The 21,898-nt window shown below is 71.3% G+C and carries 23 protein-coding genes; 13 read left to right on the top strand and 10 right to left on the bottom strand.

Annotation, left to right across the window (positions count from 1 at the left end):
* Positions 1 to 106: 106 nt before the first annotated feature.
* The 8 genes from IEY87_RS07055 to IEY87_RS07090 all read right to left on the bottom strand — a co-directional run bounded on the left by IEY87_RS07055 (position 107) and on the right by IEY87_RS07090 (position 6,009).
* Complete coding sequence (locus IEY87_RS07055; protein ID WP_189137668.1) at positions 107 to 1,183, bottom strand: Rv3169 family protein; 1,077 nt, start codon at positions 1,181 to 1,183, stop codon at positions 107 to 109.
* Positions 1,184 to 1,214: 31 nt separating this feature from the next.
* Complete coding sequence (locus IEY87_RS07060; RefSeq protein ID WP_225277124.1) at positions 1,215 to 2,525, bottom strand: LCP family protein; 1,311 nt, start codon at positions 2,523 to 2,525, stop codon at positions 1,215 to 1,217.
* Positions 2,526 to 2,769: 244 nt separating this feature from the next.
* Complete coding sequence (locus IEY87_RS07065; protein WP_189137670.1) at positions 2,770 to 3,036, bottom strand: DUF6510 family protein; 267 nt, start codon at positions 3,034 to 3,036, stop codon at positions 2,770 to 2,772.
* Between the two features lie 2 nt (positions 3,037 to 3,038).
* The gene (locus tag IEY87_RS07070) at positions 3,039 to 3,764 is read right to left on the bottom strand and encodes a ferredoxin reductase (protein ID WP_189137671.1); all 726 of its coding nucleotides are present in this window, start codon (positions 3,762 to 3,764) and stop codon (positions 3,039 to 3,041) included.
* Entirely contained in the window at positions 3,765 to 4,364 is a 600-nt protein-coding gene (locus tag IEY87_RS07075; RefSeq protein ID WP_189137672.1) for a molybdopterin-dependent oxidoreductase, read from the bottom strand. It abuts the gene before it with no gap.
* A gap of 98 nt (positions 4,365 to 4,462) precedes the next feature.
* Positions 4,463 to 4,951, bottom strand: a complete 489-nt coding sequence (locus IEY87_RS07080) for an MSMEG_6728 family protein (protein WP_189137673.1) — start codon at positions 4,949 to 4,951, stop codon at positions 4,463 to 4,465.
* Positions 4,952 to 4,975: 24 nt separating this feature from the next.
* Positions 4,976 to 5,725, bottom strand: a complete 750-nt coding sequence (locus IEY87_RS07085; RefSeq protein ID WP_189137674.1) for a phosphatase PAP2 family protein — start codon at positions 5,723 to 5,725, stop codon at positions 4,976 to 4,978.
* Between the two features lie 47 nt (positions 5,726 to 5,772).
* On the bottom strand, positions 5,773 to 6,009 hold the full coding sequence (locus IEY87_RS07090) for a hypothetical protein (RefSeq protein ID WP_189137675.1): 237 nt from the start codon (positions 6,007 to 6,009) through the stop codon (positions 5,773 to 5,775).
* 109 nt (positions 6,010 to 6,118) lie between these two features.
* Between IEY87_RS07090 and IEY87_RS07095 the strand changes: the two genes are divergently transcribed.
* Together IEY87_RS07095 and IEY87_RS07100 are read left to right on the top strand one after the other, a co-directional pair.
* A complete protein-coding gene (locus tag IEY87_RS07095) occupies positions 6,119 to 7,351 on the top strand; it encodes a sensor histidine kinase (protein WP_225277123.1) in 1,233 nt (410 codons plus the stop codon).
* Positions 7,339 to 7,980, top strand: a complete 642-nt coding sequence (locus IEY87_RS07100; RefSeq protein ID WP_189137677.1) for a response regulator — start codon at positions 7,339 to 7,341, stop codon at positions 7,978 to 7,980. Before IEY87_RS07095 ends, IEY87_RS07100 begins: the two co-directional genes overlap by 13 nt.
* Here IEY87_RS07100 and IEY87_RS07105 read toward each other — a convergent pair.
* On the bottom strand, positions 7,965 to 8,627 hold the full coding sequence (locus IEY87_RS07105; RefSeq protein WP_189137678.1) for a tetratricopeptide repeat protein: 663 nt from the start codon (positions 8,625 to 8,627) through the stop codon (positions 7,965 to 7,967). The two genes, IEY87_RS07100 and IEY87_RS07105, sit on opposite strands and share 16 nt — an antisense overlap.
* A 124-nt stretch (positions 8,628 to 8,751) precedes the next feature.
* Between IEY87_RS07105 and IEY87_RS07110 the strand changes: the two genes are divergently transcribed.
* The 7 genes from IEY87_RS07110 (at position 8,752) to IEY87_RS07140 (ending at position 17,404) form a co-directional block, all read left to right on the top strand.
* Positions 8,752 to 10,938 (top strand): polysaccharide lyase 8 family protein, encoded by a 2,187-nt coding sequence (locus tag IEY87_RS07110; protein ID WP_225277122.1) that lies wholly within the window; start codon positions 8,752 to 8,754, stop codon positions 10,936 to 10,938.
* Between the two features lie 91 nt (positions 10,939 to 11,029).
* Positions 11,030 to 12,064, top strand: a complete 1,035-nt coding sequence (locus IEY87_RS07115; protein WP_225277121.1) for a GNAT family N-acetyltransferase — start codon at positions 11,030 to 11,032, stop codon at positions 12,062 to 12,064.
* A gap of 87 nt (positions 12,065 to 12,151) precedes the next feature.
* On the top strand, positions 12,152 to 12,964 hold the full coding sequence (locus IEY87_RS07120; protein ID WP_189137679.1) for an SAM-dependent methyltransferase: 813 nt from the start codon (positions 12,152 to 12,154) through the stop codon (positions 12,962 to 12,964).
* Positions 12,965 to 13,036: 72 nt separating this feature from the next.
* Positions 13,037 to 13,480, top strand: a complete 444-nt coding sequence (locus IEY87_RS07125; protein WP_189137680.1) for a CBS domain-containing protein — start codon at positions 13,037 to 13,039, stop codon at positions 13,478 to 13,480.
* On the top strand, positions 13,477 to 14,769 hold the full coding sequence (locus IEY87_RS07130) for an ArsB/NhaD family transporter (protein ID WP_189137681.1): 1,293 nt from the start codon (positions 13,477 to 13,479) through the stop codon (positions 14,767 to 14,769). The genes IEY87_RS07125 and IEY87_RS07130 overlap by 4 nt, the downstream gene beginning before the upstream one ends.
* Positions 14,770 to 14,874: 105 nt before the next feature.
* Positions 14,875 to 16,698 carry a glycoside hydrolase family 15 protein gene (locus IEY87_RS07135; protein ID WP_225277120.1) on the top strand — a complete coding sequence of 608 codons (1,824 nt, stop codon included), beginning with the start codon at positions 14,875 to 14,877 and terminating at the stop codon, positions 16,696 to 16,698.
* Positions 16,699 to 16,729: 31 nt separating this feature from the next.
* A complete protein-coding gene (locus IEY87_RS07140; RefSeq protein ID WP_189137683.1) occupies positions 16,730 to 17,404 on the top strand; it encodes a class I SAM-dependent DNA methyltransferase in 675 nt (224 codons plus the stop codon).
* Here the strand turns inward: IEY87_RS07140 and IEY87_RS07145 are convergent.
* Positions 17,378 to 18,178, bottom strand: a complete 801-nt coding sequence (locus IEY87_RS07145; protein ID WP_189137684.1) for a helix-turn-helix transcriptional regulator — start codon at positions 18,176 to 18,178, stop codon at positions 17,378 to 17,380. The genes IEY87_RS07140 and IEY87_RS07145 overlap by 27 nt on opposite strands.
* A gap of 69 nt (positions 18,179 to 18,247) precedes the next feature.
* Here IEY87_RS07145 and IEY87_RS07150 point away from each other — a divergent pair, with 69 nt between their 5' ends.
* The 4 genes from IEY87_RS07150 to IEY87_RS07165 all read left to right on the top strand — a co-directional run bounded on the left by IEY87_RS07150 (position 18,248) and on the right by IEY87_RS07165 (position 21,897).
* Positions 18,248 to 18,955, top strand: coding sequence for an SDR family oxidoreductase (locus tag IEY87_RS07150; RefSeq protein ID WP_189137685.1), 708 nt, complete (start codon positions 18,248 to 18,250; stop codon positions 18,953 to 18,955).
* A gap of 177 nt (positions 18,956 to 19,132) precedes the next feature.
* Positions 19,133 to 19,924: an ABC transporter ATP-binding protein gene (locus IEY87_RS07155; protein WP_189137686.1), complete on the top strand. Its 792-nt coding sequence runs from the start codon at positions 19,133 to 19,135 to the stop codon at positions 19,922 to 19,924.
* Positions 19,911 to 20,618 (top strand): ABC transporter ATP-binding protein, encoded by a 708-nt coding sequence (locus IEY87_RS07160; RefSeq protein WP_189137687.1) that lies wholly within the window; start codon positions 19,911 to 19,913, stop codon positions 20,616 to 20,618. Before IEY87_RS07155 ends, IEY87_RS07160 begins: the two co-directional genes overlap by 14 nt.
* A gap of 37 nt (positions 20,619 to 20,655) precedes the next feature.
* The gene (locus IEY87_RS07165) at positions 20,656 to 21,897 is read left to right on the top strand and encodes an ABC transporter substrate-binding protein (RefSeq protein WP_189137688.1); all 1,242 of its coding nucleotides are present in this window, start codon (positions 20,656 to 20,658) and stop codon (positions 21,895 to 21,897) included.
* The last annotated feature ends 1 nt before the right edge of the window (position 21,898 follow it).

Raw genomic sequence — 21,898 nt, forward strand, 5'->3', positions numbered from 1 at the left:
AGCGGGTCGTACGGGATGTCCATCGGCGAGCCAGGTGGGCCAGGTGGGCCAGGTGTCCAGGTGCCAGGTGGGCCAGGTGGATCAGGTGATTCGGGTGGGTCGCGGGTCAGGTGGGGAAGGACGGGTGGGGGCCCAGGGCCCAGTATTCGAACAGGCCGTGGCCGGTCAGTCCGCCGTACTCGAAGCGGCCGACGGCGTCCACCATGCCCCACATCCGGCCGGCGTCCTTGGGCAGGGTGTAGGTGACGCCCTGCACGACGGGCCCCTCGCCCTGGTACATGCCGTGCTTCCAGCCCGGCTCCAGGCCGTAACCCGTGCCGGCCATCAGGTGGACGGGCAGGACAGGGGTGCAGTGCACGTCGAACGGCTTGCCGCCCGGCGGCGAGAAGGTGATCGTGGCCTCGACGACGTCACGGGTGCCGGGGGCGTACCCGGGCCGGTATTCCGGCCGGCCCAGATACTCCTCCTCGCGCCCGTCGGACCACACCCTGGTGGCCGCTTCGAGCACGCGGCGGCCCCGCTCGTCCTCCTGGATGACGCAGAGGATGGCGTGGTCGCCGAAGCTCATCGGCGCGTACAGCCAGTAGAACGTCCCCGCGTTCTTCGCCTGGATGCCGGGCGGCTCGGGCTCGCCGACGGGCCTGACGCCCCAGGAGCGGTCACGGGTGCCCTGCCAGCGATCCGGGGTGATCGCGAGCTCCTGCTCCCCGACCGTGATCGTGCCCGACCAGCGTCCCGTCTGCGCCAGCCGTACCGAGTCGAACACGACGCGCTCCTGCCACCGGACGAAGTGCCGGGGTTCGAGCGTCGCCGGGATCGTGCCCTCCCAGGTGAGGTCGAAGGACAGGCCATGCTCGTTCGGCTCCAGGACGACCCGGAGCCTTTTGAGCCCTTCGATGATCTCCACCCGGAAAGGGCCGATCTCGGTGTCCAGCCGGTCCACGCCGAGCTCCCGGGAGGCCCGGACGACCCGGTGCAGGTCCTGATGGCGGACGCAGGCGAAGGCGTCGGTGACGCCCAGGTTCGGGTACTGGCCGAGCCCGACGATCAGCATTAGCTCGTCGGTGCCGGCGTGGCAGTTGAAGTAGTAGCGGTCGTAGAAGTTGCGGTCGGAGGTGGTCACGTGCCGCATGACCTGAGCCGCCTGATGGATGGGATAGTCGTCGAGCGGTGACAGCACCATGCCGCCGTTGTAACAAGCGCTTGGTAGAGGGTCAACCGGCGCAGGTGTCGTGGGTGGCGTCGAACCCCTTCAGCGCATCGCTGTCGCCCGGGTTCAGCGCCTTCAGGCCCCGCCAGTCGTCGCCGATCACCAGCACCAGCCGCGTGGTCCGCGCCTGGCCGACCAGCTTGGGCGAGGCCGCCAGCAGATCCTTGGCGAGCGTGGGCACCCGCGTCTCGCCGTTCGGACCGTACAGGATCATTGACTTCCGGTACGGCTTCCGCGGCGTGTCGCCGATCTTGGTGATGTGGTAGCCGCGCTGCTCCAGCGCGGCCGCGACCTGCCCGCCCAGGCCACTGCGGTAGGTGCCGTTGCGCAGCTCCACCTGCACCTTCGACCTCGGCACCTTGGACTGCCCGCCTTTGACCTCGGCCGGCTCGGCGTCCGTGGCGACGATGTCGAACAGCCTGCCCGCCTGAGGCTGCACCCACTCCACCCGGCCCGGCTGGCTGACCGAGTAGTGCCACGGCGTGGTGATGAAGTGGATCCGCCCGGCGTTCAGCCCCTGGAGGCTCAGGGCCAGGTCCTTCATGACCCCCGGGGTCAGCTCCGGGTCGGTGGTGACGGCCTTGGTGCCCGCGTCCAGGACGCTCAGCAGGCGGGCCGGGTCCGTGAGCGTCTGGCCGCTCATCACCTTCTTCACCATCGAGGCGACGAACATCTGCTGGCGCTGGATCCGGCCGATGTCGGAGCCGTCGCCGAAGCTGTAGCGGGCCCGCACGTAGCCGAGCGACTGCTCGCCGTTGAGCGACTGCCGTCCGGCGTGCAGGTGCAGCATCGCCTTGTCGTCGTCGACCCGCTCCGGCAGGCAGACCTCGACGCCGCCCACGGCGTCCACGATGCCCTTGAAGCCGGTGAAGTCCACCTTGACGAAGTGGTCGATGTGGATCCCGGTGAGCGTCTCGACGGTCTTCCAGGTGCAGGCGATGCCCCCGGAGTTGAACGATTCGTTGATCATGCCGAGGTGGGGCTGCTGGCCGGGCAGGCCGTTCCGCGCGCGGCAGGCCGGCAGCTGGACCATCGAGTCGCGCGGGAAGCTGATCACCATCGCGTTGTCGCGCTTGGAGGACAGGTGCGCGAGCATGATCGTGTCGGTGCGCTCGCCGTCGATGCGGTGGCCGTATCGGGCGTTCTTGCCGTCGCGCTGGTCGGAGCCGACGATCAGCACGTTCATGGCGGTGCTCGCCACCTTGGCCGGGCGGGCGGTGCCGAGATCCCCGGCGACGTCCTCGTGCTTGAGGTTGCCGGTCAGCTTCAGGAACAGGCCGACCCCGGCGCCGACGATCAGCAGCACGACCGTCACCACGCCTACGATCAGCCAGCGGAGCCAGCGGCGCGCGCGCTTCGGCGACGTGCTCGACGGAGATTGGGGCGCATCGACGAGCCCGCTGCTCACGTAACTCCCAAAGGGTGACGAAGCCAACGGGCAGCCGCCCTCGGCATCTGCGGAATCCGGCCGGTCGAGTGTACTTAAGGCAGGCCACCGGGCATGTGAGGTCCGCTAGATCGGCGTGCTTGCCCCGATCTCACCGGCATCGTCTCGGGGCTCAGTCCGGCAGCGGGATCCGGAGCGAGACGGTGCCGCGCAGGTCGAGCCAGGCCGCGCCGGGGCCGCGTACCAGGCGCAGCACCACCTCCTCGCAGCCGGGACAGCGAGCCACCAGCCCGGGGCCGGGACCGTACACGCGCAGGGCGGCGAGGGGCCCGGTCAGCCCGCAGTGCGCGCACCGGCCGACGGCCGTGGTGGCGTCGAAGGTGAAGAGCTCGCCGAGCGGGCCCGCCAGGGCGTTGCCGTCGAGGTGTTCGATGGTCATGGTCAGCCTCCGCTGGGGCCGAAGCGTTCGGTACGGACATGCTCGGGCGCGTGCCCGAGGTCGAGCAGCAGGTCGGCCGCGACCTCGACGAAGCCGGTCGGGCCGCAGACGTAACAGTCGGGCTCGAAGTCGGCGGGCCAGCCGCTCTCGGCCAGGTCGCCGAGCATGACCCGGCCGGCCTTGCGCGGCCAGTCCTCGGGCGTGGTCCTGGTGTAGAGATAGGTGATGTCCAGCCCCGGCTCGGGGCGGCGCAGCTCGGCCGCGTAATAGCGGCGGCCGGGGTCGCGCAGCGAGTAGAGCAGCCGGAAAGGCGTCCGGCTGCCCGCCAGCCTGCGCGCCCGGATCATGGCCATCAGCGGGACGATCCCCGACCCGCCGGCCACCAGCAGCACGGGCGCGCGGCTCTCCGGCCGCCACACGAACCACCCGCCGACCGGCCCGCGGACCTCCACCTGGTCGCCCACCTCGATGACCTCGGTGAGGTACGGCGACACCTCGCCGTCGTCCACCAGCTCCACGGTCAGCTCGATCCGCTCGCCGTCGGCGGGCGCGGCCAGGGAGTAGCTGCGCTGGGCGCTGTAGCCGTCGTCGGCGGTCAGCCGCACGTCCAGGTGCTGTCCCGCCAGGTGCCCCGGCCAGCCCGGGACGTCGAGGACCAGCGTGCGGGCCGTCGCCGTCTCCGCGCGGACCTCGACGAGCGTCGCCGCCCGCCAGATCAGGCGGCGCATTCAGTCGCCCTCGTAGCGCTGCTCGCGCCATGGGTCGCCGTAGTTGTGGTAGCCGGCGGTCTCCCAGAAGCCCGGCCAGTCCTCGTTCGTCAGCCGGATGCCGCGCACCCACTTGGCCGACTTCCAGAAGTAGAGGTGCGGCACCAGCAGCCGGACCGGCCCGCCGTGCCTGGGCTCCAGCTCCTCGCCGTCATAGCGGTAGGCGAGCCACGCCTTGCCGTCGAGCAGGTCCTCCAGCGGCAGGTTGGTGGTGTAGCCGCCGTAGGAGTAGACCTGCGCGTACTCGACGCTCGTCTCCACGTCCTCGAAGAGCGTGTCCAGTGAGACGCCCTCCCAGTTGGTGTCGAACTTGCTCCACTTGGTGACGCAGTGGATGTCCACCGTCGGCGTCTCGGCCGGCAGCGCCGTCAGCTCCGGCCAGGTCCACCGGTGGGTCTGCCCGGTCTCGGTGTCGATGGCGAACTCCCACCGGTCCAGCGGAACGCGCGGGGTCGGCCCGGCGGACAGCACGGGGAAGCCGTGCTCCAGGTATTGGCCGGGTGGCAGCCGGTCGCCACCCTCTGTCCGGCGGCCCCGGAAGCCGCGCGAGATGATGCCCATGGGCTCACCATCGCATCTGTCCGGTACGTCGCGCATTACCTAAAGCTGGTCATTTCCGATCATTTGACCTCGGGGAGCCGCTGCCTCAACGCGGCCGATCAGCTGCCGGGCAGGCAGGCCGGGCGGCGGTCGGAGGTGGGCCAGACATAGTCGAGGTCGTCCGGTTCCTCCTGGCCGAACAGCGGGCGGTAGTGGTCCGGGGCCTTGCGGAGCAGGGCCGAGCGGTGACTGCGGTGGAGGGCGGGCTCGCCCAGCCAGCCGGGCAGCTCGCCGGCCAGCGCCAGCTCCGGCTGGGAGCGTACGTCCGGCCGGCCGCAGTGCTCGGCCAACTCGCGCGTCATCGTGTCGGCGCAGGTGTCGGCGCGGCCGGTCGAGCACCAGTGACGGCAGATCTCCAGGCCGTAGCGCACCAGCGCTTCCTCGTATCCGGCCCACATCTTCACCGCGGGGTGATGCCGCCAGCCGTAGCCGGGAACGGTCAGCGCGCGCAGGATCTGCAGGGCCTCGACCCGCTGCTTGCCCAGGCGCAGCGGGTCGAGCACCGCCGCCGAACTGGCGAAGTCCGGAAATGGCAGGAAAGTTTGCATGGCGAGCCTTTCGATCTCGGCCGGTCAGTCGCGGTCGCGGGTGGTCCGTACTGCCTCGGGTTCGATTCCCTCGATGGCCGGTTTCAGGGGTTTGCGGCCCTGTTCGCGGCGCCAGGTCTCGAACGCGGCCACGGTGCCGGCGAGCACGGCCACGCCGAGCATGACGCCGGCGACGACGTCGCTGACCCAGTGCACGGCGAGCGCGACCCTGGTGTAGGCCACCGACGCCACCAGGAGCCAGGCGAGGGCCCAGGTGAGCAGCCGTCCCCAGGCCGGCAGCCTGGGCAGGATGAGCAGGACGAGCACGCCCGCGCCGAGAGTCACGTGCAGCGCGTGCCCGGAGGGGAAGGCCTCGCCCGGCGCCAGCGCCACGGGGTCGGGCAGGCTCGGCCTGGCCCGCGAGACGATGATCTTCAGGACGAAGCCGAGCAGCCCGCCCACGATGATCGTGGTGGCCGCCCAGACGGCGACCCGGCGGGCGCCCCGGACCCACAGCCAGACGGCCGCCGCGATGACCACGAGACGCCAGGTGAACGGCCCGAACACGTCGGTCCACACGATGAGCAGCCGGGTCACGCCGGGATGGGCCAGCGCGTACTGGTGCAGGTCCCTGGCCACCCGCGCGTCCAGCGGGTTGAGCGGCAGCTTGGCCAGGACGAGCAGCAGCATGAACGGGATCATGACGAGCGTGACCGTGACGGAGGCGACCGTCAGCCGCGCCCCCAGTCCGCCGTCGCCGTAGGAGCGGATCGCCTTCCAGCTCTGTAGCCCCATCAACGGCGGCTACCCGAACGGGCGGCGACCATTCCAGGGGCGGGGTTTCAGCGGCGGCGCTGCTTGAGGTGGTGGCTGATGAGGGCCGCGGCGCAGCCGATGACGACGATGGCCGACGGCAGGCCCGCCACCAGGCTCCAGCCCTCGATCGTGTTGGCGGTCAGATTGATCGCCGAGAACACGACCAGGAGAGTCCAGAGGAGGATGCGCACGGCCGGTCTGCCGGAGGCCGGGGGCTGGGAGGCGTCGTTCAGATCCGCTTCACTGCTCATAAGGTCGTTCATGTAAAAAACGCTATAGACCAGCAGCAGACGGAAAAATCCTGCCATCTACCCACTAGTAGTAGAGCTGGCTGGAATGACGTTCAGGTACGGCCTCCGTACAGTGTCGTTGATGATTCGTGACGCCTTCGAGGCCCTCGACCGTCTCGTAGGCGGCCTCGGCACCGCCGTGCTCGCGCTGTTCACCGTGGCCTGCTGGGGTATGGTCGGCGCCCTGTGCCTCGTCGGCGTCGGGCTGCCGTTGCTGCCCTTGATGCTGGGGCTGACCAGGCTGGTCGCCGAGAGGGAGCGGGCCAGGCTGAGCCGCTGGGGCGAGCCCGTGGTGAGCCCCTACCCGGCCGCCCTCCCGGACGCGGGCTGGCGGGACACCCTCCGCGCGGCCCGCCGCGACCCCGCGACCCGGCGGGACCTGTCCTGGCTGTTCATCCACGCGGTGTCCGGCCTGGTGCTCGGCCTGATCGGTCTGTCACTGCCGATCATGGCGGTGCGCGACGCCACCTTCCCGCTGTACTGGCGGCTGCTCCCGTCGAACGACATGACCACGGGCTTCGGCATCCCGGTGAGCACCTGGTCCGGCGCGATCGCCACCTCCCTGGTCAGCCTGGTCTGGCTGGGGATCGTCGTCACGCTCGGCCCCCGGATGGCCCGTCTGCAGGCCTTCCCCGGGCGGCGCCTGCTCACCCCGCACCCCTCGGTCGACCTGTCGGAGCGCCTCGCGCGGATCACGGCCACCCGGGCGGGCGCCCTGCGCGCGCACGCGGCCGAACTGCGCCGGATCGAGCGCTCCCTGCACGACGGCGCGCAGAACAGGCTCGTCGCGGTGGTCGTCCTGGTCGCCGCGGCCCGGCGCGCCCTCGCCCGCGACCCGGCGCAGGCCGGCCCCGCGCTGGAACGCGCCCAGAACGCCGCCGAGCAGGGCCTGCAAGAGCTGCGCGGCGTCGTACGCGGCATCCTGCCGCCCATCCTGGAGGACCGGGGCCTGTCCGGTGCGCTCAGCGCCCTCGCCTCGGGCTGCGCCGTGCCCTGCGCGCTGACAGTCGGCGAGCTGGGCACCGTCCACCTGCCGCTGTCGGTGGAGGCGACCGCCTACTTCACCGTCGCCGAGGCCCTGACGAACGTCTCCAAGCACAGCGACGCCCAGCACGTACGGGTAAATGTCGCCTTGCATGGCGATACGCTCCGCATCGCGGTGGAGGACGACGGCCGGGGCGGCGCGCACGAAAGCGACGGCTCCGGCCTGGCCGGGATCCGCCGCCGGGTGGAAGCACATGACGGATCATTCACCCTTACCAGCCCGCCGAACGGGCCGACGAAGATCGAAGTGGAGCTGCCTTGCGTGTCGTGATCGCCGAGGACGACGCACTGCTGCGCGAGGGACTCGCGTTGCTGCTGACCGGTGAGGGATACGAGGTCGCCGCGGCGGTGCCGGACGCGACGACCTTCATGTCCGCCGTGTCCGCCCACCGCCCCGACGTGGCGGTGGTGGACGTACGCATGCCGCCCACGCACACCGACGAGGGCATCAGGGCCGCGGTCGAGGCCAGGCGCCTGCACCCGAGCCTGGCCGTGCTCGTGCTGTCGGCGTACGTGGAGGAGGCGTTCGCCACCGAGCTGCTCGCCGGCGGCGCCGGCGGGCTCGGCTACCTGCTGAAGGAGCGGGTCGGCCGGGTCGAGGAGTTCGTCGAGGCGCTGGAGCGGGTGGCGGCGGGCGGCACCGCCATCGACCCCGAGGTGGTCGCGCAGCTCTTCACCCGCCGCCGCGACGGGCCCATCGACCGGCTGACCGCCCGCGAACGCGAGGTGCTCGCCCTCATGGCCGAAGGGCTCGGCAACACCGCCATCGCCGAGCGGCTGGTCGTGACGGAGGGCGCGGTGCACAAGCACATCCGCAGCATCTTCGCCAAGCTCGACCTGTCGCCCACCGACCGCGTGGACCGCAGGGTCACCGCCGTCCTGCACTATTTGGAGGCCTGACCGCTCTCCAGCTGCTCGCGCGCCTCCCCCACCCAGCGCATGACCCCCTTGGCGCCGGCCGCCTCGGCGATCGACCCGGCCTCGGCGAGCAGCTCCAGCGCCTCCTGGTGGTGCCCCTCGGCTGCGGCGATGTGCGCCAGCCCGATCAGGTTCGCGGCGACGCCGGGCAGGAAGCCGACCTCCCGACGGAGCCGCACCGACTCCTCCAGCCGCTCCCGCGCCGCGCCCAACCGGCCGGCCCGGTGCTCGGCGATGCCCAGATGCCGCAGCGCGTAGGACATCGTCAGCTTGTCGCCGGCCACCGCCGCCAGCTCGTAGGACCGTTCGAGCACCGGCACGGCGGCGTCCTGCTCGCCCCGCACCACCTGGTGCACCAGGCCCGCCCAGAACAGGGCCTCGCCCTCGCCCCGCATGTCGTTGAGCGCCCGGTAGAGCCCGGCCGCCCGCTCGAACAGCGCCAGCTCCTGCGGATCCGCCTGCGTCCCGGCGAGGAACCGCGCGTGCGCCAGCCGGCCCTTTGCCAGCGCGAGATCGGCCTCGACCGCGTCGAGGTCCCGCTCGGCCGCCGTGAGCGCGTCGACGTCACCGCCGAAGACGGCTTGGTCGTAGAGCACCCTGGCTCGTTCGATGCGTTCTTCCGTGGTCATCACGTCCCTGTTCCCGTCCACAGACTCGGGCGCCGCGCAGAGGCCCGGCGAACATGTCCGCCAGCCTACTTCCGTCACGCCCGGACCTGCTGTCACAGCCCGCCACCCGCGTGATAATGCGGATGTGCCGCGATACTCCAGGCGATCCTTGCTGCTGCTCGGTGGCATGGCCACGGCCGGGGTGATGTTCCCCGTGCGGGAGGATCCGCCGTCCCCGGATCTCACGGGCTTACTGGGTCCGCTGCGTGCGCGGTGGCGCGAGGTGACGGTCGAGGAGAGCCCGGCCGGGGTCCGGGCCGCGGCCCGCCATCGTGACACCATGGCGCCCGCCGCCGGGTCCCTCTGGCCCGACCTGCCGTTCCCGTCCTTCATCGAGACCCCGGCCAGGCTGCTGACCATGGCTCGGGCGTACGCCATGACCGGGGACGCCCGGCTGGCCGCGGCCGTCGCCACCGGCGTCGACCACTACCGGCGGCAGGTCTACACCGCGGGCGCGGCCGCCGACGGCAACTGGTGGCACTGGGAGATCGGCGTACCCACCAGGCTGCTCGACGCGGCCGTGCTGATCGGCCCCCATCTGACGGACCGGCGGCGCGCGGCGCTCGCGGACGCGGTGGACCACTTCGTGCCGGAGCGCCGCCTGGCCGACTACAGCGGCACCAGCACCGGCGCCAACCGGGTGGACCTGTGCACGGTGATGCTGCTGCGCGCCCTGATCGGGTCCGATCCGGGCAAGGCCGCGCTGGCCGCCGCCGCGCTGACCCCCGTCTTCCGGTACGTCTCCGAAGGCGACGGCCTCTACCGGGACGGCTCGTTCATCCAGCACACCACCGTCCCCTACCAGGGCGGTTATGGGGCGGTGCTGCTGCACGGCCTGGCCACCCTGTTCGCGGTGCTGCGCGACTCGCCCTGGCGGATCACCGACCCGGACCGGCGGCACGTCTACGACAGCGTCGAGCGGTCGTTCGCGCCGTTCGTGCACGACGGCCGCTGCATGGACCTGGTCAGCGGCCGGGGCGTGCGCAGGCAGCCGGACGGCGACCGGGTCAGGGGGCGACGGCTCGCCGCCGCGATCCTGCTGCTCGCGGAGACCGCCTCGGCGGCCGAGCGGGCCCGCTGGCTGCCCATGGTCAAGGGCTGGGCCGTGCGGGGGGCGTACGAGCCGACCGGCCGGGTCGCGGCGGTCCTCGGCGACGGTGAGATCCCCGTGGGGCGCGAGGCCGTGGGGCACCGGCTGCTGCCGATGAGCGCCCGCGCCGTGCACCGCAGGCCGGGCTGGTGCGCGGCGCTCAGCATGGCGTCGTACCGGATCGCCCACTACGAGCACGGCAACGGCGAGAACCCGCGCGGCTGGCACACCGGTGCGGGGATGCTCTACTGGTGGGGCGAGGGCCACGGCGATCATTACTCCGACGGGTTCTGGCGCGCCGCCGACCCCTACCGGCTGCCGGGCACGACCGTCTCCACCCGGCGGCTGCCCGACGGCGCCGGCCCGGCCTGGGGCGGCGCCTGCCCGCCCGCCCGCTGGGTCGGCGGCGCGACCGACGGCACGTACGCGACGGTCGGCCAGCATCTGTACGGCCTGGAGAGCACGATGGAGGCCGTCAAGTCGTGGGTCTTCCTCGACGACGCCGTCGTCTGCTTGGGCGCGGGCATCACCAGCACGGACGGCGTCCCGGTCGAGACCGTCGTCGACGTCCGGCGGACGGACGCGCCCCTCACCACCGGGGCGGGCTGGGCGCACCTGGAAGGCCACGGTGGCTACGTCATCCCTGGTGACCAGCGGCTCCGCACGCTGCGCGGCCGCGACCAGGTGACGCTCTGGCTCGACCACGGCACCGATCCGGTCGCGGCCGGGTACGCGTACCTGCTGCTGCCGAACGCCGACCTGGCGCGCACCCGCGCCCGCGCCGCCGAACCCGGCTGGGCGCGGGTGCTCGTCAACACCGGCCGTCAGCAGGGCGTGCACATCCCGTCCCTCGGCATCACGGCGATCAACTTCTGGCAGGCCGGCTCGACCGGCGGCGTCACCGCGTCCGCGCCGTGCGCCGTCCTCGTGCGCGAGCGGCGCGACGGCACGGCCACGGTCACCGTGTCGGACCCCCGGCGCGAGCTGACCGAGCTGACCGTCACCTGGCGGCGGCCGGTCACCGAGGTGCTCCGCGCGGACCCGCTGCTGACCGGCGTCGCCACCGGCCCGGCGCTCACGCTGGCGTTCGGCCGGCTGGCGGATCGCGGCGGCGGCTCCAGAACGGTCAGGGTGCGCACGTCTCACGGCGCGCGGCTGAAAACGCGGGCGGCGCGCGGATGAGGACGCGGACGGCGCGGTCTGAAAAACAGGGCGACCGGCCGAGGCGGGCCCGGTTACACTCCGCGAGTCCTGTTCGCGTGAATGGAGTGTTTTGACCCACAATGACCTGATCGTTCGGCCTATCACCGGACGCGAAGAGCTTGAGCTGTTCTGCCGCCTGCCCTACGTGCTCAACGACGAGCTCGCGGACGACCTCGACGCCGGCCGCCGGCGGCCCGAGTGGATGTGGGTGGCGCTACGCGGTGAGCGCCTCGTCGCCAGGCTGGCCTGGTGGGCGCCGCGCCCGGACGCCCCGCCGGCCATGCTGGACACGTTTGACCTGGACGACGCGGCCCCGTCGCCGGAGCGGCTCGACGACGCCGCACTGCTGCTCAGCACCGCCATGGCGGCGGTGTTGCCCTCGGGCGCCCGGCCGCCCGAGTACAACCGCTACATCCCGCCGGGGTGGCGCGAGGACGAGGCGGCCAGGCAGGTCGTCGAGGACCGCATGACCGTCCTCGCCCGCGGCGGCGCCAAGCCTCTCGTCGAGCGGCTGCGCTTCGAGTGGCGGCCCGGGGCGCCGGTTCCCGGGCCGAGCGGCCGCCTGAGCTTCAGGCCGGTCGGCGACCGCGCCGACCTCGTCGAGCTGATGACCCTCGTCCTGGAGGGCACCCTCGATGCCCACAGCCGGGCCGACCTGACCCGGATGACCGCCGCCCAGGCGGCGGCCGAGCAGTATGACGACGAGCTGGCGCACTACCGCAGCCCGCGCGACTGGTGGCGGATCGCGACCACGCCCGGCGGCGACCCCGTGGGATTCGTCATCCCGGCCCGCAACAGCTACAACCCGATCATCGCCTACATCGGCGTCCTGCCGGCGTACCGGGGCCGGGGGCACATCGACGACCTGCTCGCCGAGGGCACGCGGATCCTCGCCGCCCAGGACGTGCCGCGCATCCGGGCGGCCACGGACGTCGGCAACGTGCCGATGGCCCGCGCCTTCCACCGCGCCGGGTACACGCACTTCCAGGGTGAGATCAACATGACGTGGGGCTCATCCCCGCTGTGGGCTTCCAGCAGCAGGAAGATCGTCTCGTCCGGCAGCCGCCTGGGCGCTGATCCGCCCGCGTCGTTCCCCCCAAAGTGAATGTCCGGTACGTACGATGAGGACGGTACTTATGTTGATATTGCGCCAAATAGCGTCCGTATCCTAGGAACTGGACCGATCCTGAACATGAGCGACAGCAACGCCGCCGAGCCGGCCTGGGCTCGCGTGGACACGACCGTGCCGCACTCGGCCCGGGTATGGGACTTCCTGCTGGGCGGAAAGGATCACTTCGCCATCGATCGTGAGGTCGGCGAGACCTTGCTCCGGGTGTTCCCCGACTTTGTGATGGTCGCCCGCCTGCAGCGCGAGTTCCTCGCCCGCGCGGTGCACTACCTGGTGACCGAGGCGGGCATCCGGCAGTTCCTCGACATCGGCACCGGCCTGCCCACCGCCGACAACACCCACGAGCTGGCGCAGCGCCTCGCGCCGGAATCGCGGGTCGTCTACGTCGACAACGACCCCATCGTGCTGGTGCACGCCCGCGCGCTGCTCACCAGCACCCCCGAGGGCGCCACCGACTACCTCGACGCGGACGTCCGCGACCCGGAGGCGATCCTCGACGGGGCCGCCAAGACGCTCGACCTCTCCCAGCCCGTCGCGGTCATGATGCTGAGCATCGCGGGCCAGGTCACCGACGACGACGACCCCAAGGGTCTCATTGACCGGCTGATGGGCCCGCTGGCCCCCGGCAGCTACCTGGCCCTGAGCGACGGCGTCAACACCAACCCGGCGCTGGTGCAGGCTGTCACCACCTACAACCAGAGCGCCGCCAACACCTACCAGCTGCGCAGCCCCGAGCAGGTCGGCGCCTTCCTCGCCGGTCTCGACCTGGTGGCGCCCGGCGTGGTGCCGACGCCCGAGTGGCACCCGCCCCTGGACCGCTGGGACGAGCCGCCCACCGTGGTCAGCGCGGTCTGCGGGGTGGCCAAGAAGCCCTGAGTTGATAGCCTGGCCGCAGGTGGGCCGGGAAGTTTTGCCGGCCGCTCTGTTTATCGATACTGAAGGGCCGCCATGCGTGCTCGAGATCTCCTTACCCCCTATCCCACCGTCACTCTCGACACTCCGGTGGCGGAGGCGGCCAGACTGCTGGCCACCCAGAACCTGCGCGGCCTGATCGTCGTGGACGGCGACGGCAAGCCCCTGTCCATCCTGCCGGGCACCCAGGTGCTGCGGCTGGCCGTCCCCGGCTACTGCCAGGACGACCCGGCGCTGGCCCGGGTCGTCGACGAGATCCATGCCGACGCGTTCCTGCGGACGCTGGCCGGGCGCACCGTGCGCGAGGCCCTGCCACGGGAGAAGCGCGAGCTGCCGGTCACCGACCCGGACGCCACCGTGCTGGAGGTCGCGGCGCTGATGGCCCGCACCCACAGCCCGCTGGTCGCCGTGGTGGGTGAGCGAGGGCTTGAGGGGGCGGTCACCCTGCAAGCGCTCATGGAGCGTGCACTGGCTGCATGACGGCTGTCGCCTGGCTGTCGGTGGCGGTGTTCCTCGGCGCGTACGCGCTGATCGCCACCGAGAGGATCCACCGGGTCGCCGCCGCGCTCGGTGGCGCCGGGATCATGCTGTCGATCCATGCCACCGACGCCGGCTCCGCGTTCTTCTCCGAGGCGACCGGCATCGACTGGAACGTCATCTTCCTGCTGCTCGGCATGATGGTGATCGTCGGAGTGCTCAAGCAGACCGGCGTCTTCGAATATCTGGCCATCTGGGCCGCGAAACGGGCCCGGGGCAGGCCGTACCGGCTGATGGTGCTGCTGGTCGTCATCACGGCGGCCGCCTCCGCGCTGCTCGACAACGTCACGACCGTGCTGCTGATCGTCCCGGTGACGTTCCTGGTCTGCGAGCGGCTGGCGCTGCCCGTGGTGCCCTTCCTCATCGCCGAGGCGATGGCCTCCAACATCGGCGGCACCGCCACCCTGATCGGTGACCCGCCCAACATCATCATCGCCAGTAAGGGCGGGCTGTCGTTCAACGACTTCCTGGTGCACATGGCGCCGATGGTGGTGATCCTGGTGATCGTCTTCATCGGGTTGTGCCGGATCATGTTCGGGCGGATCTTCCTATACGACCCCGAACGCGCCGCCGACGTCATGCGGCTCGACGAGCGCGAGGCGATCGGCGACCGGCGGCTGCTGTGGCAGAGTCTGGCCGTGCTCGCCCTGGTGATGATCGCCTTCGTGCTGCACCCGGTGCTGCACTACGAGCCGTCCGTCGTGGCGGTCCTCGGCGCCGGCATCCTGGTGGCCGCCACCAAGGTCACCGCCGAGGAGGCCATCGCCGAGGTCGAATGGCCCACGCTGGTGTTCTTCGCCGGGCTGTTCGTGATGATCGGCGCCCTGGTGGAGACCGGCGTCATCGGGCAGGTGTCGCGGCTGGCCGTGGACGCCACCGAAGGACGGCTCGGGGTGGCCACGATGGTCCTGCTCGGCGGCTCGGCCGGGTTGTCGGCCATCGTGGACAACATCCCCTATGTCGCCACGATGAGCCCCATCGTGGCCGACCTCGTCCAGGCCAACGGGGGCAACGCCGACGCGCAGGTGCTGTGGTGGGCGCTGGCCTTCGGCGCCGACCTGGGCGGCAACGCCACCGCCGTCGGCGCGGCGGCCAACGTGGTCGTCATCGGCATCGCCGCCCGCAACGGCACCCCGATCAGCTTCTGGGAGTTCACCAAGTACGGGCTCGTGGTCACCGCCGTCACCGTCTCGCTGACCGCGCCTTACCTGTGGCTGCGTTATCTCGGGTGAGGACGAGGTAGTTGGTCCGTACATGGAAGATCTGTGCTCCCTTGGCCGCACCTAGAACCTGGTGAATGCCGCGTCTGCGTACCTTGAGGCATGGAGGGGACGGCGATGATGGCTGACGACTGGCAGGACGAGTCCGGATATCTGCCGATCGGGGATCATGGGCTGATCGGCGATCTGAGGACCGTCGCGCTCGTCGGCACCAACGGCACGATCGACTGGTACTGCTGCCCCCGCTTCGACTCGCCGAGCGTGTTCGCCTCGCTCCTGGACGCCGGCAAGGGCGGCTCGTTCGAGCTGACCGCGGACACGCAGGCCAGGACCAAGCAGTTCTACTTCCCCGACACCAACGTGCTCATCACCCGGTTCTTCGCCGAGGATGGCGTGGGGGAGATCCAGGACTTCATGCCCATCCCGGAGGACCCGCGGGAGGCCGACCGGCACCGGGTGATCCGCCGGGTGTCGTGCGTACGCGGCACGCTGCCCTTCCGCGCCCGGATCGCGCCCCGCTTCGACTACGCCAGGCAGTCGCACACCGTGCACCTGGACGGGGGGCGGGCGACGTTCGAGTCGCCGTCGCTCACCCTGGCGCTGACCGCGAGCGTCCCGCTGGAGACCGACGGCCAGGACGTGCGCGCGGCGTTCAAACTGCACGAGGGGGAGTACGCGGTCTTCGCCCTCGACCGCGTCCACGCCGGTCTCGAGTCGCGCGGCTGCCCGATCGCCGAGGCGGAGGACGAGTTCGCCGCCACGGTCCGCTACTGGCGGCACTGGCTGTCCGCCTCCCGCTACCGCGGGCGCTGGCGGGAGGTGGTGCACCGCTCCGCGCTCACGCTGAAACTCCTCACGTACGCGCCGACCGGCGGGATCGTCGCCGCGCCCACGACCAGCCTGCCGGAGCAGCTGTACGGCGAGCGCAACTGGGACTACCGCTACGTCTGGATCCGCGACGCCGCCTTCTGCGTGTACGCCCTGCTCCGGCTCGGTTTCACCGAGGAGGCGGAGGCGTTCATGGGCTTCCTGGCCGACCGCGTCCCGCTCGACGACGGCGGCCCCGCCGGCCCCCTGCAGATCATGTACGGCATCGACGGCCGCCGGGACCTGCCCGAACACGAGCTGGACCACCTGGCGGGATACCGCGGCTCCGCACCGGTCCGGATCGGCAACGGCGCCGCCGGGCAACTCCAGCTCGACATCTACGGCGCGCTCATCGACTCCATCTACCTCTACAACAAATGGGGCGAGCCCATCGCCAGCGACCGCTGGGACCAGCTGTCCACGCTGGTGGACTGGGTCTGCGAGAACTGGGACCAGCCGGACGAGGGCATCTGGGAGACCCGCGGCGGACGCAAGAACTTCGTGTACTCGCGGCTGATGTGCTGGGTGGCCATCGAACGCGCCATGCGGGTCGCCACCCAGCGCGGCCTGCCCGCCGACATGCGCCGCTGGCGCCAGTGCCGCGACGCGATCTACCGCCAGATCATGCGGCACGGCTGGTCGGACGACCTCCAGGCGTTCGTCCAGCACTTCGACGACGACGTGCTGGACGCCTCGGTGCTGATGATGCCGCTGGCCAAGTTCGTCTCACCGACCGACCCCAAGTGGCTGTCCACCCTCGAAGCGCTCGGCGACGGCCTGGTCTCGGACTCGCTGGTGTACCGCTACGACCCCGAACGCAGTCCCGACGGGCTGCAGGGCCCGGAGGGCACGTTCTCGATCTGCTCGTTCTGGTACGTCGAGGCCCTCGCTCGCGCCGGCCGCCTCGACGATGCCCGCCTGGCCTTCGAGAAGATGCTCACCTACGCCAACCACCTGGGCCTGTACGCCGAGGAGATCGGCCACACCGGCGAGCAACTGGGCAACTTCCCCCAGGCCATCACCCACCTGGCCCTCATCAGCGCCGCCTTCAACCTCGACCACGCCCTCGGCTGACCGGCCCCGGCGACGGCTACGATGCCCGGCCATGAGGGAACCTGACTTCGTCCGTACCACGCGTGACTCCTATGACGCGGTCGCCGGCCGCTACGCCGAGTGCTTCAGCGCGACGCTCGAGACCGAGCCGCTGCAGCGGGCGATGCTCGACGCGTTCGCCGCGCTCGTCCGGGGCGGTGGGCCGGTGGCCGACGTCGGGTGCGGTCCCGGCCATGTGACGGGCCATCTGCACGGGCTCGGGGTGGACGCGTTCGGTGTCGACCTGTCGCCGGAGATGATCGCGCTGGCCCGTCAGGCCCACCCGGAGCTGCGGTTCGAGGTGGGGACGATGGCCGCGCTGGAGGTGCGGGACGGCGGCCTCGGCGGTGTCCTCTCGCGATACTCGATCATCCACACCCCGCCGGAGCGGCTGCCGGAGATCGTCGCCGAGTTCGCGCGGGTGCTCGCCCCGGGTGGTCATCTGCTGCTCAGTTTCGCCGGGCATGACGAGCCCGCGGAGCTCGCGGAGGCGTACGACCATCTGGTGGCGCTCGCCTACCGGTGGTCACCCGACCGGGTCGCGGACCTGCTGCGCGAGCACGGGCTGCAGGAGGTGGCCAGGCTGGTGTACGCCCCGGAGCTGGACGTCAGACGCGGGTTCCCGGCCGTCGACCTGCTGGCCAGGAGGCTTCCTGAGCCGTCAGACGTGGGCGGCCAGGTGGCGTAGGGCGCGGGCGGCCGGGGTGTCCGGGTCGGCGGTCATGAAGACCACCTGCTGATCGTCGTCCGGGACCGTGAGGATGTCGCAGTTGATGCGGAGCCGGCCGAGTTCGGGGTGGGTCACGGTCTTCGTCCGGTGGCCGGGGACGCGCACCGGGTTGGTGGCCCAGATCTTGGTGAACTCCGCGCCGCCCGCCCGCAGGTCGGCCAGCAGCGCGGCGAGCGCCGCGTCGCGGGGATAGCGGTCGGCGGCGGCCCGCAGCCGGGCCACCACGATCTCGCCGAACTCCTCGTGGTCCGCGGTCATCACCTGATCGCGGTGCAGGAAGCACCGGCGGGCCAGGTTGGGCCGGGTGGGCAGGTCGCCGAGCAGGGCTTCGGCGAGCGGGTTCCAGGCGATCACGTCGTAGCTGGCCGCGGTGACGACGGCCGCGGTCCCCGGGATCCGGCGCAGCAGGCTCGCCACGTACGGGCGGACCTCGCGCGGCGGTCCGGCGGGCGGCTCCGGGGGCACGCCGGCCAGCCGGAACAGGTGCGTCCGCTCGGCGGGCGCGAGCCGGAGCGCGCCCGCCAGAGACGCGAGGATGCGCGGGGACGGCCGGGGGCCCCGCGCCTGCTCCAGCCGGACGTAGTAGTCGACCGACATGCTCGCCAGCTCGGCGACCTCCTCGCGGCGCAGGCCCGGCGTCCGCCGCCGGGACCCCGCGGGCAGGCCGACGTCGCCCGGCCGCACCCTCTCCCGCCGGTCACGCAGGAAACGGGCCAGCTCGCCTCTCGCCATCCGGTGCCTCCTCAGTCTGGTATCCATTGTCCCTGGATCGGGCGCTTCGCCGGCGGCACCCTCGACGGCATGGACAACTCGATCGCATTGGTCACCGGCGCCAACAAGGGCATCGGCAAGGAGATCGCGCGCCAACTCGCCGGCGCGGGCCTCACCGTCTACGTCGGCTCGCGCGATGCCGTACGCGGCGAGCGCGCCGTCGAGGAGATCGGCGGCGACGCCCGGCCGCTCGTCATCGACGTCACGGACCCGGCGAGCGTCGCCGAGGCCGCGCGCCAGGTCGGCACGCTGGACATCCTGGTCAACAACGCCGGAATCTCCGGCGAGGACAGAACCCCGGACCAGGAGGACCTCGACACGCTCCGCCGCGTGTATGAGACGAACGTCTTCGGGGTCGTCACGGTGACCAACGCCTTCCTGCCCGCGCTGCGCCGCTCCGCGCACCCCCGGATCGTGAACGTCTCCAGCGGCACCGGCTCCCTGACCTGGGGCACCGGGCCGCAGTTCCCGCACCAGGGCGCCTTCGCCGCCTACCGGTCGTCCAAGGCCGCGCTGAACGCGCTGACCGTCTACTACGCCCACACCCTGGCGGGGGACGGCGTCAAGGCCAACGTGCTCGCCCCCGGCCTGCGCCGGACCGAGCTCAACGCGCGGGCCGCCGCCAGCGACGGCGACCCGGCCGAGGCGGCGGCGGGCGCGGTCCGGCTCGCGCTGCTGCCCGACGACGGCCCCTCCGGGGAGTTCTTCTCCTGGGACGGCACCCCGGTCCCGTGGTAGGAGAGGCCGCCCTCCGGGGGCCGCCCGCCGCCGAGATCGGCACATGTGCTCGGCCTCATAGTGGGCTGCCGGAATATGTGAGCGAGTCACCTGGTCCACTGCCCCGGCTGCCACCTAGCGTTCACGGTTACGGCGGCCTGAGCGCGGTCAGGTCCGCCTGACGCGTGAGGAGGGCGGATGGGAGCAGATCCTACGGGGAGTGCGAACGGAACCGTTCCCATTCTGAAGGTGCGCGGGCTGAGCAGGGAGTTCCGCGGCTTCCTGGCCGTGGACGGTGTGGACCTTGACGTGGCCGAAGGCAGCGTGCACGCGCTGGTGGGACCGAACGGCGCCGGCAAGACCACCCTGTTCAACCTGCTCACCGGCTTCCTGAAGCCGACCGCGGGCAGCGTGCTGCTGTCCGATCGCCGGGAGCTGGCCGGGCGCAGCCCCGAGGCGATCACCCGGATGGGCGTGGCGCGCTCGTTCCAGATCACCAGCCTGTTCGCCGAGCTGACCCCGCGCCAGCACCTGGAGCTGGCCCTGGCCAGCGGCACCGGCCTGGGCTGGCGGTTCTGGCGTTCTGACCGGGCGCTGGCCCGCTTCGCCGGGCGCGCGGAGGAACTGCTCGACCAGGTCGGGCTCGCCGACCAGGGCGGCGTCCCGGCGGACTCGCTGCCGTACGGGAGCAAGCGCGCGCTGGAGCTGGCGCTCGCTCTGGCGCTGGACCCCAAGGTGCTCCTGCTCGACGAGCCGACCGCCGGGATGGGCGTGGAGGACGTGGACCGCACCAGCGCGCTCATCCGCAAGATCCGCGCGGGTCGGACCGTGATCCTGGTCGAGCACAACATGAACGTGGTCGCCAACCTCGCCGACCGGGTGACCGTCCTGCAGCACGGCAAGGTGCTGATCGAGGGTCCGTACGCCGAGATCCGCCACGACCCCAGGGTCATCACCGCCTACCTCGGAGACTCTCATGTTGATCGTTGACGGGTTGTCCGCCTGGTACGGCGAGGCGCAGGCCCTGCGCGAGGTGTGGATGCGGGTCGACGAGGGCGAGATCGTCACGCTGGTCGGCCGCAACGGCGCGGGCAAGACCACGCTGCTGCGCTGCCTGATGGGCCTGCACGGCGCGCACGGCAGGACGGCGGGCACGATCTCGCTGTTCGACGAGGACATCACCGGCCTGGCCCCGCACCGCAGGGCCCGGCGCGGCCTGGGCTTCGTCCAGGACGACCGCGGCATCTACGCCAGCTTGTCGGTGGAGGAGAACCTGCTGCTCCCGCCCGTCAACAAGGCCGGCCCGGAGCCGTGGTCGCTGAAGCGGGTGTACGAGACGTTCCCGGCGCTGCGCGAGCGGCGGCGCTTCCCCGGGACGAAGTTGTCGGGCGGCGAGCAGCAGATGCTCGCGCTCGCCCGCGTGCTGCGGACGGGCGCCCGGCTGCTGCTGTGCGACGAGCCCACCGAGGGCCTGTCGCCGCTGATCGTCCAGCAGATCGGCGAGATCCTGCGCGAGGTCAAGGCGGCCGGGGTGACGGTCCTGCTCATCGAGCAGAACGTGCACTTCGCCGCCACCGTCGCCGACCGCCACTATCTGCTGGCCGAGGGCCGGATCGTCGAATCGCTGGACAACGACCAGGTCCGCGAACGCGAGCACGAGCTGCTCGAATACCTCGGAATCTGACGACGGCAAAGATCGTGGACATAGAGGAGATGCCTGAATGAGAGTCACGGGCTGGAGCGGCTGTCTGGCCGCCACGGGACTGCTGCTGGCCGGGTGTGCGGGCGGGCCGGGCGGTGGCGGCGGGAAGATCAGTGACGACAAGGTGGTGCTGGCCGTGCTGAACGACCAGTCGGGCATCTACTCCGCGACCTCCGGCAAGGAGACGATCGAGGCCGTCCGGATGGCGGTGGCCGACTATCAAGCGAAATATGGCGACAAGGTGGCGGCCAAGGAGATCGTGGTGATGGCCGCCGACCACCAGAACAAGCCGGAGATCGCCAACTCCAAGGCGCAAGAGCTCTACGACCGGCAGCAGGCCGACGTGATCTTAGACGTGCCGACCTCCTCGGCCGCGCTCGCCGTCGCCACCGTCGCCAAGAACAAGAAGAAGGTCTTCATCGACGTCGGCGCCGCCAGCACCGAGCTGGAAGGCAAGTCGTGCAACAAGTACACCTTCCACTACAGCTACAACAGCTACATGCTGGCCCACGGCACCGGCACCGAGGTCACCAAGGACGGCGCCAAGAACTGGTACATCGTCTACCCCGACTACGCGTTCGGGCAGGACATGGAGAAGACCTTCAGCGCGGCGATCAAAGCGGCCGGCGGCACCGTGATCCAGTCCGACCCGACGCCGTTCCCGAACGACAACTTCGCCACGTTCCTGCTCAAGGCGTCGAACCTGGACCCCAAGCCGCAGGTGCTCGGCACCATGCAGGCCGGCGGTGACCTGGTCAACCTGGTGAAGCAGTACAACGAGTACAAGCTGCGCGACAAGGGCGTGGGGCTGGCGATCGGGCTGCTGGCCCTCAGCGACATCCACTCCCTCGGCCCGGACGCCCTGGCCGGCACCCGCTACACCGACTCGTGGTACTGGAACACCGACGACAAGAGCCGCGCCTGGGCCGACAAGTTCCAGGCCAAGACCGGCAAGCGTCCCACCGCCAACCAGGCCGGCAACTACTCGGCCGCCCTGCAGTACCTGGAGGCGGTGCAGCGCGGCGGCACCGACGCCTCCGACGAGGTGGTCAAGCAGCTTGAGGGCTACAAGTTCGAGGACATGTTCGCCCGCAACGGCACCGTCCGCGCCCAGGACCATCTGCTGCTGCACGACGCCTACCTGGCGGAGGTGAAGCCGGCCGGCGAGGTCAAGGAGCCGTACGACTACGTCAAGATCCTCAAGACCATCCCGGCGGCGGAGGCGTTCCAGCCGCAGCCCGACCCGGCCTGCAAGCTGTAGG

This window comes from Nonomuraea glycinis (genome assembly GCF_014646515.1).
GTDB lineage: Bacteria > Actinomycetota > Actinomycetes > Streptosporangiales > Streptosporangiaceae > Nonomuraea > Nonomuraea glycinis.

What these genes read in the sequence shown, in the direction of transcription:
- IEY87_RS07055 (WP_189137668.1), bottom strand. Translation starts at nt 1,183, where the DNA reads ATGGTGCTGTCACCGCTCGACGACTATCCCATCCATCAGGCGGCTCAG.
- IEY87_RS07065 (WP_189137670.1), bottom strand. Translation starts at nt 3,036, where the DNA reads ATGACCATCGAACACCTCGACGGCAACGCCCTGGCGGGCCCGCTCGGC.
- IEY87_RS07070 (WP_189137671.1), bottom strand. Translation starts at nt 3,764, where the DNA reads ATGCGCCGCCTGATCTGGCGGGCGGCGACGCTCGTCGAGGTCCGCGCG.
- IEY87_RS07075 (WP_189137672.1), bottom strand. Translation starts at nt 4,364, where the DNA reads ATGGGCATCATCTCGCGCGGCTTCCGGGGCCGCCGGACAGAGGGTGGC.
- IEY87_RS07080 (WP_189137673.1), bottom strand. Translation starts at nt 4,951, where the DNA reads ATGCAAACTTTCCTGCCATTTCCGGACTTCGCCAGTTCGGCGGCGGTG.
- IEY87_RS07085 (WP_189137674.1), bottom strand. Translation starts at nt 5,725, where the DNA reads ATGGGGCTACAGAGCTGGAAGGCGATCCGCTCCTACGGCGACGGCGGA.
- IEY87_RS07090 (WP_189137675.1), bottom strand. Translation starts at nt 6,009, where the DNA reads ATGAACGACCTTATGAGCAGTGAAGCGGATCTGAACGACGCCTCCCAG.
- IEY87_RS07095 (WP_225277123.1), top strand. Translation starts at nt 6,119, where the DNA reads ATGATTCGTGACGCCTTCGAGGCCCTCGACCGTCTCGTAGGCGGCCTC.
- IEY87_RS07105 (WP_189137678.1), bottom strand. Translation starts at nt 8,627, where the DNA reads ATGACCACGGAAGAACGCATCGAACGAGCCAGGGTGCTCTACGACCAA.
- IEY87_RS07120 (WP_189137679.1), top strand. Translation starts at nt 12,152, where the DNA reads ATGAGCGACAGCAACGCCGCCGAGCCGGCCTGGGCTCGCGTGGACACG.
- IEY87_RS07125 (WP_189137680.1), top strand. Translation starts at nt 13,037, where the DNA reads ATGCGTGCTCGAGATCTCCTTACCCCCTATCCCACCGTCACTCTCGAC.
- IEY87_RS07130 (WP_189137681.1), top strand. Translation starts at nt 13,477, where the DNA reads ATGACGGCTGTCGCCTGGCTGTCGGTGGCGGTGTTCCTCGGCGCGTAC.
- IEY87_RS07135 (WP_225277120.1), top strand. Translation starts at nt 14,875, where the DNA reads ATGATGGCTGACGACTGGCAGGACGAGTCCGGATATCTGCCGATCGGG.
- IEY87_RS07140 (WP_189137683.1), top strand. Translation starts at nt 16,730, where the DNA reads ATGAGGGAACCTGACTTCGTCCGTACCACGCGTGACTCCTATGACGCG.
- IEY87_RS07145 (WP_189137684.1), bottom strand. Translation starts at nt 18,178, where the DNA reads ATGGCGAGAGGCGAGCTGGCCCGTTTCCTGCGTGACCGGCGGGAGAGG.
- IEY87_RS07150 (WP_189137685.1), top strand. Translation starts at nt 18,248, where the DNA reads ATGGACAACTCGATCGCATTGGTCACCGGCGCCAACAAGGGCATCGGC.
- IEY87_RS07155 (WP_189137686.1), top strand. Translation starts at nt 19,133, where the DNA reads ATGGGAGCAGATCCTACGGGGAGTGCGAACGGAACCGTTCCCATTCTG.
- IEY87_RS07160 (WP_189137687.1), top strand. Translation starts at nt 19,911, where the DNA reads ATGTTGATCGTTGACGGGTTGTCCGCCTGGTACGGCGAGGCGCAGGCC.
- IEY87_RS07165 (WP_189137688.1), top strand. Translation starts at nt 20,656, where the DNA reads ATGAGAGTCACGGGCTGGAGCGGCTGTCTGGCCGCCACGGGACTGCTG.